Raw genomic sequence first — 9973 nt, forward strand, 5'->3', positions numbered from 1 at the left:
CCTCGTGGAGGCGCTGTGTCCGCACGATCCGCGCGTAAGCAACGCAGCGGGATGTCCCGGATATCCCTGACAGCGGCACTGACAGCCGCCGTGCTCGCGGCGGTCACCGCCTGCACCAGCACGAAGACCACCTCGAGCAGCGGGGACGAGGTGGAACTCGTCCACTCGGACAAGCTCACCACGTGCACACACCTCCCCTACATGCCGTTCCAGTACAAGAAGGGCAAGGAGGTCGTCGGGTTCGATGTCGACCTCGTCGACCTGGTCGCCGAGGAGCTCGGGGTCGAGCAGGAGATCGTGGACACGCCCTTCGAGGGCATCCAGACCGGCGAGGACCTGAACGCGAGCAAGTGCGATCTGGCCGCGGCGGGCATGACCATCACGCCCGTACGCGAGAAGAACCTCGACTTCTCGCGCCCCTACTTCGAGGCGACACAGGCTCTGCTGGTCAAGAAGGGCGAGAAGTACGACTCCCTCGCCGACCTCGAAGGCAAGAAGCTGGGCGTCCAGCAGTCCACCACCGGCGAGGAGTACGCCAAGAAGCACGCCGACGGCGCGAAGACGGTCCAGTTCGAAGACCTCGGTCTACTCCTGACCGCCGTCAAGACAGGCAAGGTCGACGCCGGCATCAACGACAACGGTGTGCTCTACGACTACGCGAAGAAGAACCCGGACACCGAGGTCACCACCGAGTTCGACACCGGCGAGCAGTACGGCATCGGCGTCCGCACCGGCAACAACGCGCTGCGCAAACAGATCGACAAGACGCTCAAGAAGGCCAAGGCCGACGGGCGCTACGACAAGATCTACAAGAAGTGGTTCGGCAAGGAGCCCGCCGAGTGAGCCGCCGCAACCGCACCCGCGCGATCCGCACCGCCCAGTACGGCGTTCTCGTCCTCGTCCTGCTCGTCGTGGTGTTGGCGGCGGACTGGGGCGAGTTGCGCCGCGCCTTCTTCGACGTCGAGGTCGCCAAGAAGCAGTTCCCCGACGTGGTGACGACAGCCCTGGTCAATACGGTCGTCTACACGGTGCTCGGTTTCGGCTTCGGCCTGGCGCTCGGGCTGCTGCTCGCGCTCATGCGGCTGTCGCGGGTGCTGCCGTACCGCTGGCTGGCGGTCGCCTACATCGAGTTCTTCCGGGGCGTGCCCGCGCTGCTCGTGTTCATCGCGCTCGGGTTCGGTGTGCCGCTGGCGTTCGAGGTGTCCATCAACCAGTACGTGACGGTCATGCTCGCCCTCGGGCTGGTGGGCGCCGCCTACATGGCGGAGACGATCAGGGCGGGAATCACGGCCGTCCCCAAGGGGCAGACCGAGGCGGCACGCTCCCTGGGCATGTCACCGGCCCGCGCGATGGTCTCCATCATCATCCCGCAGGCGTTCCGCATCGTGCTGCCGCCGCTGGCCAACGAGCTCATCCTGCTCACCAAGGACTCCTCCTTGGTCTATCTGCTGGGCCTGTCGATGGACCAGTACGAGTTGGCCAAGTTCGGGCGGGACGCCCTCAACCAGAACCGCAGTCTCACGCCGATCCTCATAGCGGGGCTGTTCTATCTGGCCATCACGCTGCCCCTGGGCCACCTGGTGCGGCGCCTGGAGGCCCGTACGGCGAGAGCGAGGTGACCGCCATGACCGAGGCGGGCAGGACGGACGGAACGGACCAGGACGGCGCAGCGGCCATCGAGATCAAGGCGCTGCACAAGAGCTTCGGGGCACTCGAAGTGCTGCGGGGCATCGACATCACCGTACGTCGCGGAGAGGTGGTCTGCGTCATCGGGCCGTCAGGGTCGGGCAAGTCGACCCTGCTGCGCTGTGTGAACCTCCTGGAGGAGCCCACCTCGGGCACGGTGCGGGTGGCGGGCGTGGAGGTCACCGACCCGGATGTCGACATCGACCGGGTACGGCGCCGCATCGGCATGGTCTTCCAGGCGTTCAACCTCTTTCCGCACCTGTCCGCGCTGGGCAACCTGACGATCGCGCAGCGGCGCGTACTGGGCCGCTCCAGGCCGGAGGCCGAGGAGGTGGCCCGGCGCAACCTGCGCCGCGTCGGGCTGGCCGAGAAGGAGGACAGCTACCCTGCACAGCTGTCCGGCGGCCAGCAGCAGCGGGTGGCCATAGCCCGAGCGCTGTCCATGGGGCCTGAACTGATGCTGTTCGACGAGCCCACCTCCGCTCTGGACCCCGAACTGGTCGGAGACGTACTGGCGGTGATGCGCGGGCTGGCCGACGAGGGCATGACGATGCTGGTCGTCACCCACGAGATGAGCTTCGCCCGTGAGGTCGCCGACCGGGTGATCTTCATGGACGGCGGTGTCGTCGTCGAGGAGGGCCCTCCAGAGCAGGTTGTGACCGATCCGAGGCACGCGCGCACCCGCGCCTTCCTCGCCCGGGTTCTCGACCCCGCAGCGGCGGACGTACTGGAGCACGAGGCGGAGCCCTCCCCTCAGCAGCCGTCGCCGCGCACGAGCCGGCCCGCGGGCCCGAAGGAGAGCCCCGGCGAGTCGCCTTGACGCGGAGCGCCCGGCCGCCGTCGCGTTGGCGGGGCACGCTGCCACCCTCGCGTGGACACGAAGCGCCCTGCCGCCATCGTGTTGGCGTGAAATGCCCTGCCGCCATCGCGGGGAATGCCTCCGTCCGCTGCTTCTCGGAGGGCAGGCTGTCAGACCCTCCCTCTACATTCGTGAGCCACACCGACTTCGCGTGTTCACCGGTGTCCTCGGGCGACCGGAGCAGAGAAAGGCATGGAAGATGGCAGACAGCCCCCGCACGGCGGAAGCACCCGCAGACCGGCCGCCCGGCAGCGCCGAAGAACTGCTGGAACAGGCGAGGCCGTACCGCACCGAGCTGCTGGCGCACTGCTACCGCATGCTGGGCTCGGTGCACGACGCCGAGGATCTGGTGCAGGACACCTACCTGCGTGCCTGGCGGGCGGGCGACCGCTTCGAGGGGAGGTCCTCGCTGCGCACCTGGCTCTACCGCATCGCCACGAACGCCTGTTTGACGGCGATCGAGCAGCGAGGACGGCGTCCGATGCCCTCCGGCCTCGGCGCGCCCACCGACGATCCGGAGCGGCCGGTGACCGAGGCGCCGGAAGTGCCCTGGCTGGAGCCGATCCCGGACGCGATGTTCACGGGCTCCTCGGGCCCCACCGACCCGGCCTCTGTCGTGGTGCACCGCTCCACCATGCGACTGGCGTTGGTCGCCGCCCTCCAGCATCTTCCGGCCAGGCAGCGCGCCGTCCTGCTGCTGCGGGACGTCCTCAAGTGGCGGGCCGCCGAGGTCGCCGAGCTGCTCGACACCACGACGGCGAGCGTGAACAGCGCGCTGCAGCGGGCCCGCGCCCACCTCGAGCAGGCCGCTCCCGTCGAGGACGAGCTGTCCGAACCCACCGACCCGGCCTCACGTGAGCTCCTGGACCGCTACGCGGCGGCTTTCGAACGCTCCGACGTGACCGCCATCGTCGATCTGTTCAAGGAGGACGCCGTCTGGGAGATGCCTCCCTTCGCGCAGTGGTTCCGCGGCCGGGAGACCATCGTCCGGCTCATCGGCGCGCAGTGCCCGATCGCACGCGACGCGGGCCTCATGCTGCCGACCCAGGCGAACGGCCAGCCCGCTTTCGGCCTCTACAGCCTGCACGAGGACGGTGTCTACCGGCCGTTCCACCTCCAGGTGCTCACCCTGCGGGACGGGCAGGTCGCCCATGTGGGTGCTTTCTTCGGCGACGGGCTCTTCCCGGTGTTCGGTCTGCCCGAGGCCGTGACCGCGCAGGAGGCCGCAGCCCGGCGCTGAGGCCCGGGCGGAACCGCCCGAGCCGACGTGCCCGAGGGGAAACGTCCAAGCCGACGTGCCGAGAGGCGAAGTCCGAGCCGGCGCGCCCGAGGCGAAACGCACGCTGCCGCGTCCGCCCGTGGGCGTACGCGGCAGCGGTCCCGACGAGTCACGGCTGACGGGAAACGGCCGTCCCCCGCCTGGCACAGCAGCACTCCAGGCGGGGTTGGAGCCCCAGGGAGGCGGCTTTGGCCGGGCGGCTCCCGGTGAGACGGGGCGCTCTGCACCGGAGGAGAAGACCGGCTTCCCGGATAAGCAGTGCCGGGTGGTCAGACGCCCAGCAGGTGGTCCATGGCGAGTTGGTCGAGGTGTTCGAAGGCCATGCCGCGACCTGCCGCTTCGGCCACGTCGAAGTCCTCGAAGGCGGTACGGTCCGCCAGCAGCGCACCGGCCGTCTCGCCGGGTTCGAGCGTGGGCCGGGACAGCTCGTCCAGCCTGGAGTCGCGCAGCGCCTCCTGAACCGCAGGGTCGGCACGGAACGCCGCGGCACGCTCGCGCAGGATGAGGTAGTTGCGCATGCAGCCCGCGGCCGAGGCCCACACGCCGGCGGTGTCCTCGGTGCGCGGCGGTTTGAAGTCGAAGTGCCGCGGCCCCTCGTACCCGCCGCGCTCCAGCAGGTCCACGAGCCAGAAGGCGGCACGCAGATCGCCGGCGCCGAAGCGCAGGTCCTGGTCGTACTTGATGCCGGACTGGCCGTTGAGGTCGAGGTGGAAGAGCTTGCCCGCCCACATGGCCTGCGCGATGGCGTGCGGGTAGTTGAGCCCCGCCATCTGTTCGTGTCCGACCTCCGGGTTGACACCGAAGAGCTCGGGACGCTCCAGCCGTTCGATGAAGGCGAGCGCGTGGCCGACCGTGGGCAGCAGGATGTCACCGCGCGGCTCGTTGGGCTTCGGTTCGATCGCGAAGCGGAGGCCGTAGCCCTGCTCGGTGACGTACTGGGCCAGCAGGTCGAAGGCTTCCTTCATCCGGTCGAGGGCGGCCCTGATGTCCTTGGCCGCCCCCGACTCGGCGCCCTCCCTGCCGCCCCAGGCGACGTAGGTGCTCGCGCCGAGTTCCGCCGCCAGGTCGATGTTGCGCATGGTCTTGCGCAGGGCGTAGCGCCGCACGTCGCGGTCGTTCGCGGTGAAGGCGCCGTCCTTGAAGACCGGGTGGGTGAACAGGTTGGTCGTCGCCATGGGCACGGTCATGCCCGTCGTGTCGAGTGCCTGCCGGAACCGCTTGACGTGCGCGTCACGCTCGGTCTCGGTCGCCTCGAAGGGGATGAGGTCGTCGTCGTGGAAGGTCACGCCGTGCGCGCCGAGTCCGGCGAGGCGGTGCACCGCCTCGACCGGGTCGAGCGGCGCGCGGGTGGCGTCACCGAACGGGTCGCGGCCCTGCCAGCCCACCGTCCACAGGCCGAAGCTGAACTTGTCCTCGGGTACGGGCTCGTAGCTCATCTGCTGTCCTCTCCCGCGCCTTACCAGGCCCTTGCACACCGTGCGTCCGCCCGCTCCCCGTCCACGGCGCGCACTGCCCGGCGAAAGCGGCGTTCCGTGACGGCTGTTGCGGGTGCGGTGGGCGTGCGCGGCGCCGCGCACGGCTATTCGTCATGGCTGCTGACAAATTAGTATGCGCACAGCACCGGCAGCGAGGGAAGGGATCGGCAGCCCATGACCGCACCGGAAGGGCCGCTCGTCATCGGGGTCGACAGCTCGACCCAGTCCACCAAGGTCCTGGTGGTGGACGCCGCCACCGGCGAGGTCGTCGCCAGGGGCCAGGCACCGCATACGGTCTCTCCCGGCGACCGCCGGGAATCGGACCCCGAGGAATGGTGGCGGGCGCTGAGCACCGCGCTGGGACAGTGCGGGAGGGTCGCCGGCGAGGCTGCCGCCGTCTCGGTCGCGGGCCAGCAGCACGGCCTGGTGACCCTGGACACCGACGGGCGCCCGGTACGCCCGGCGCTGCTGTGGAACGACGTACGCTCCGCGCCGCAGCGCGACCGTCTGCTGGCCGACCTCGGCGGCCCGCAGGCGTGGGCCCGGCGGGTCGGCAGCGTGCCCGCTCCGGCCTTCACCGTCACCAAGTGGGCCTGGCTGCGCGAGAACGAACCCGAGGCCGCGCAGAAGACGGCGGCCGTACGCCTGCCGCACGACTTCCTCACCGAACGGTTGACGGGGCAGGCGGGCACGGACCGGGGCGACGCCTCGGGCACCGGCTGGTGGTCCTCGCAGAGCGAGTCGTACGACGAGGAGATCCTGAGCCTGGCCGCTCTGGACCACTCGCTCCTGCCGCCCGTGCACCAAGCGGGTGAGGCCGCGGGCACGGTGGCCAAGACGGACGGCGGTCTTCTGACCCCCGGCACCCTGGTGGCCACGGGCACGGGCGACAACATGGCGGCGGCACTCGGCCTCGGACTGCTGCCGGGACAGCCGGTGCTCAGCCTGGGAACCTCGGGAACCGTCTACGCGGTCTCGCACCGCCGCCCCGCCGACCCCAGCGGGACGGTAGCCGGATTCGCCGACGCAGGCAGCGACTGGCTGCCACTGGCGTGCACCCTCAACTGCACCCTGGCCGTCGACCGTTTGGCCGCGCTGCTCTCCCGCGACCGCGAGGACGTCGAAGCGGGCGGTCTCGTCACCGCACTCCCCTTTCTCGACGGGGAGCGCACGCCCGACCTGCCGTACGCCACCGGGCTGCTGACCGGGCTCCAGCAGGCCACCACCGGCGGCCAGGTACTCCAGGCCGCCTACGACGGCGCGGTCTTCGCACTGCTGCGCGCGCTCGATCTGGTGCTGGGCCAGGCGGGGGACGAGGCCGACGACGCTCCCCTGCTGCTGATCGGCGGCGGCGCCAAAGGCGTCGCCTGGCGCGAGACGGTACGGCGGCTGTCCGGTCGAGCGGTCCAGGTGCCGCGGGCCGAGGAGTTGGTGGCACTGGGGGCGGCGGCGCAGGCCGCGGGGCTGCTGTTGGGGGAGGACCCGGCCGCGGTCGCCCGCCGCTGGCACACCGCCGACGGCCCGGCCTATGAGCCGGTCGAGCGGGACGAGGCCGCACTCACCCGGCTGTCCGACACGCTCGACGGCGCCAGGCCGCTGCTCGGCATGCGGCACTGAGCCACACCGACCCCACCCGCTGCGCCCGTCGCACACACTTCACCCCACGGCGCCCACGTGCGACGACTGCGACGACTGCGACGACTGCACCCACGGTAACGACGGCAACGGCGGCAGCAGGGAGGCCTTTGCGCCGGAAGGAGTATGCGGCCCTATGGCAGGTCAAGGTGCCAGCCCGCAGCGGGAGATGCGCAGACGCAATCTGTCGCGCGTGCTGCACGCGGTGGCCGAGCAGGGGCCGTGCTCGCGTGCGGCCCTGGCGACACGTCTGGGGCTCACCCGCACGGCCGTCTCCACGCTCGTCGAGGAGTTGCTGCGCGGCGGCCTGCTGGCCGAAGAGGGCACCACTCCGCCCGGCGGGGCGGGCGGAGGCCCAGGGCGTCCGGGCACGGCCCTCGCGCTGACCGACAGGGGCCCGTGCGGGCTGGGCGCGGAGATCGGTGTCGACCACCTCGCCGTCTGCGCGGTCGATCCGCGCGGCGAGGTGCGCGCCCGCGCACGCCTGGAGTCCGACGGCCGCAACAGCGATCCGGTGGTGGTCCTCGCCCGCCTGCGGACGCTGGTGGACGAGGTGGCCCGACAGGCCCGGGAGCTGGGGCTCCGTCCGGTCCGCCTCGCGGTGGCCGTCCCCGGGCTGGTCGCGCGTGGGACGTCCACCGTGGTGCGCGCACCGAACCTCGGCTGGCACGACACCGACCTCGCGGGCGCCCTCGCCGGTGCCGGTGCCGGTGCCGAAGCCGAAGCCGGAGTCGGAGTCGGAGTCGGAGCCAGCGCCAGCGCCGGCGAGCGCGGCCTCCCAGCCGACGGAGGCAGCACCCGTGTGAAGGGGAACAGCACCCGGGCGGGCGACCGCAGTGCCCGAGCGGAGGGGAGCGCCGGGCGCGCGCTGCCCCTCATCGTGGACAACGAGGCCAACTTCGGTGCTCTCGCCGAGCTCTGGCTGGACAGTGGCCGGGTCCCCCGCGACTTCGTGCACGTCTCGGCGGAGGTCGGTATCGGGGCAGCCGTCGTCCTCTCAGGAGAACTTCTGCGGGGCACGCGGGGGTTCGCCGGGGAGCTGGGACACGTTCCCGTACACCCGGATGGGCCGCGCTGTGTCTGTGGGGGCAGGGGCTGCCTGGAGCAGTACGCGGGAGAGGTCGCACTCCTGCGCGCGGCGGGCCTGCGTACCGACGGTCCTCGCGACGCCGCACTCACGGCCCTGTCGGAGCGGGCGGCCGGGGGCGACACCCGCACCCGTGACGCGCTGGAGGAGGCAGGAACCGCTCTGGGCATCGCGCTCGCCGGGACGGTCAACCTGCTCGACCCCCGCGCGCTGGTACTCGGCGGTGCGCTGGCCCCTTTGGCGAACTGGCTTCTGCCCGCGCTGGAGCGGGAGTTGCGGGGGCGTACGGCCGCACCCGGCGTTCCGCCCGCGCTGGTGGTATCCGGGCTGGGTGCGGAGGGACCGCTGCTGGGAGCCGCCTATGCCGCCGTCCGCCTGGTGCTGGACGATCCGCTGTCCTACCAGGCGTGAGCGGGCGAAGGGGTGCCGCACAAAAGGAAGCCGCACAAAGGGTTGCCGCGCGAAGGGGTGCCGCACAAAGGGATGCCGCGCGAAGAGCACCGACGTAACAGGGGCAGTCCTGTCCGGGCCCGCGGCATCCGGAAAGGTCCTCTCCGGGCGCGCGGCTCGTCCAGAGGCCACTCCCCCGTCCAGAGGTCAGTCCAATGGCACAGTTGTGCGGCCCTTGGCAGCCTCCCCGGCGACTGCCATCATCAACGCGCGTCAACCCCACACGCACGTGCACCCATTACTTCTCACCCCTCCCCCTTCCCCCCACTGGGAGACACGATGGACTCAGCACACCACCACACCGACGCGCCGGCCCGCCAGACCGCACGGCGTACCCTGCTGCGCGGCGGCACCGGTCTCGCTCTCGCCGCAGGCCTCGCGGGCGCCTCGCTCCTGTCCGGTGGTGCCGCGGCGGCACGCAGCAGAGAATCCGCCGGTGTCGACTATCCCGAAGCGGAATGGATCCCCGCCTCCTCGTCCAACTACACGGTCGCCGACCGGCCGACGGAGTACCCGATCGAGTTCGTGGTCATCCACGTCACTCAGGAGTACTACGACGACGCGCTCGCCATCTTCCAGAACCCGGACAAGGCCGTCTCCCCGCACTACTTGGCCCGCTCCGCGGACGGCCATGTGGCCCAGGTCGTACGGGAGAAGAACGTGGCCTGGCACGCGGGCAACTGGGAGTACAACACCCGCAGCATCGGCATCGAACACGAGGGCTGGGTCGACGAGCCGGACACCTGGTTCACGGACGCCCTGTACGAAGCGTCGGCCGCGCTGACCGCCGACATCTGCCGCCGCCACGGCATTCCGCTGGACCGCCGGAACATCATCGGCCACAACGAGGTGCCGGGAGCCGACCACACCGACCCCGGGCCGTACTGGGACTGGGCACGTTACATGGAGCTCGTCAAGGCGCAGTGACCACCGCCCAGGGCCGACCCCTCCCGTCCCGCTCCCCCACCGGACTCTCCGTTGCCGGTGCGGACGGGGCGGGGTCGTCCGCGGCGGCACCATCGGCAGGCGCGCGGCGCCGAGACGGCTCGGCCTACGACTGAGGACGGCTCGGCCTGCATCATCGGCAGGCGCGCGGCGCGAGATCGCCGGGCCGGAGAAGCGCGCGACGTGTGACAACGCCCCTGGTGCGCACGCCAGTTCGGCCGCACGGCGTCCTCTCTGTGCGAGCATTTCAGTCCATCGTGTGACTACTGGCAAGAAGCCTTCTGCACGGCCCCTCACAGCCCTCATGCTCGGCGTGTGCAGCAACGGGACAACGAGCGGGCCGATGGCCACACACGACGGAGGGCACTGACGACGGCGCTCGTCGTCTGCGCCGCGCTCGGTACGGCAGGAGGGGCCTCAGCGCTCGGTGCACCCTCCCTCGCTGCCCGACACGCCGCCGACGATCCCTCCATGGGCCCGGCGGCTGCCGCTTCGCCCGCCGGCCCCGGTCTGGGCGGCCCGGCCACCGCAGCCGCGGCCTCGCCGCCCCCGTCGGC

General features: G+C 71.2%; 8 protein-coding genes and 1 pseudogene. 8 read left to right on the forward strand and 1 reads right to left on the reverse strand.

The window, feature by feature from the left end:
- Positions 1–51 precede the first annotated feature (51 nt).
- The 4 genes from AB8Z75_RS04640 (at position 52) to AB8Z75_RS04655 (ending at position 3785) form a co-directional block, all read left to right on the forward strand.
- The gene (locus AB8Z75_RS04640) at positions 52–843 is read left to right on the forward strand and encodes a basic amino acid ABC transporter substrate-binding protein (RefSeq protein WP_369200056.1); all 792 of its coding nucleotides are present in this window, start codon (positions 52–54) and stop codon (positions 841–843) included.
- Entirely contained in the window at positions 840–1619 is a 780-nt protein-coding gene (locus AB8Z75_RS04645) for an amino acid ABC transporter permease (protein WP_369200057.1), read from the forward strand. Before AB8Z75_RS04640 ends, AB8Z75_RS04645 begins: the two co-directional genes overlap by 4 nt.
- Positions 1620–1624: 5 nt before the next feature.
- Positions 1625–2506 carry an amino acid ABC transporter ATP-binding protein gene (locus tag AB8Z75_RS04650; protein ID WP_369200058.1) on the forward strand — a complete coding sequence of 294 codons (882 nt, stop codon included), beginning with the start codon at positions 1625–1627 and terminating at the stop codon, positions 2504–2506.
- A gap of 238 nt (positions 2507–2744) precedes the next feature.
- A complete protein-coding gene (locus AB8Z75_RS04655) occupies positions 2745–3785 on the forward strand; it encodes a sigma-70 family RNA polymerase sigma factor (protein ID WP_369200059.1) in 1041 nt (346 codons plus the stop codon).
- Between the two features lie 308 nt (positions 3786–4093).
- Here AB8Z75_RS04655 and xylA read toward each other — a convergent pair whose 3' ends face one another.
- Positions 4094–5260, reverse strand: coding sequence for a xylose isomerase (gene xylA / locus AB8Z75_RS04660; RefSeq protein WP_369200060.1), 1167 nt, complete (start codon positions 5258–5260; stop codon positions 4094–4096).
- Positions 5261–5473: 213 nt separating this feature from the next.
- On the opposite strand from xylA, the gene xylB reads away from it, so the two are divergent.
- From xylB to AB8Z75_RS04680, 4 genes and pseudogenes are all read left to right on the forward strand, one after another.
- Positions 5474–6916 carry a xylulokinase gene (xylB, locus tag AB8Z75_RS04665; RefSeq protein WP_369200061.1) on the forward strand — a complete coding sequence of 481 codons (1443 nt, stop codon included), beginning with the start codon at positions 5474–5476 and terminating at the stop codon, positions 6914–6916.
- A 154-nt stretch (positions 6917–7070) separates the two neighbouring features.
- Positions 7071–8432 carry an ROK family protein gene (locus AB8Z75_RS04670; protein ID WP_369200062.1) on the forward strand — a complete coding sequence of 454 codons (1362 nt, stop codon included), beginning with the start codon at positions 7071–7073 and terminating at the stop codon, positions 8430–8432.
- Between the two features lie 318 nt (positions 8433–8750).
- Positions 8751–9398 (forward strand): N-acetylmuramoyl-L-alanine amidase, encoded by a 648-nt coding sequence (locus AB8Z75_RS04675; protein ID WP_369200063.1) that lies wholly within the window; start codon positions 8751–8753, stop codon positions 9396–9398.
- Positions 9399–9731: 333 nt separating this feature from the next.
- A pseudogene (locus tag AB8Z75_RS04680) lies at positions 9732–9973 on the forward strand (hypothetical protein); the annotation flags it as partial.

Source organism: Streptomyces sp. PU-14G (assembly GCF_041028275.1).
In the GTDB taxonomy this organism is placed as follows: Bacteria; Actinomycetota; Actinomycetes; order Streptomycetales; family Streptomycetaceae; genus Streptomyces.

What these genes read in the sequence shown, in the direction of transcription:
- xylB (WP_369200061.1), top strand. Translation starts at nt 5,474, where the DNA reads ATGACCGCACCGGAAGGGCCGCTCGTCATCGGGGTCGACAGCTCGACC.
- AB8Z75_RS04670 (WP_369200062.1), top strand. Translation starts at nt 7,071, where the DNA reads ATGGCAGGTCAAGGTGCCAGCCCGCAGCGGGAGATGCGCAGACGCAAT.
- AB8Z75_RS04675 (WP_369200063.1), top strand. Translation starts at nt 8,751, where the DNA reads ATGGACTCAGCACACCACCACACCGACGCGCCGGCCCGCCAGACCGCA.
- AB8Z75_RS04640 (WP_369200056.1), top strand. Translation starts at nt 52, where the DNA reads ATGTCCCGGATATCCCTGACAGCGGCACTGACAGCCGCCGTGCTCGCG.
- xylA (WP_369200060.1), bottom strand. Translation starts at nt 5,260, where the DNA reads ATGAGCTACGAGCCCGTACCCGAGGACAAGTTCAGCTTCGGCCTGTGG.
- AB8Z75_RS04650 (WP_369200058.1), top strand. Translation starts at nt 1,625, where the DNA reads ATGACCGAGGCGGGCAGGACGGACGGAACGGACCAGGACGGCGCAGCG.
- AB8Z75_RS04655 (WP_369200059.1), top strand. Translation starts at nt 2,745, where the DNA reads ATGGCAGACAGCCCCCGCACGGCGGAAGCACCCGCAGACCGGCCGCCC.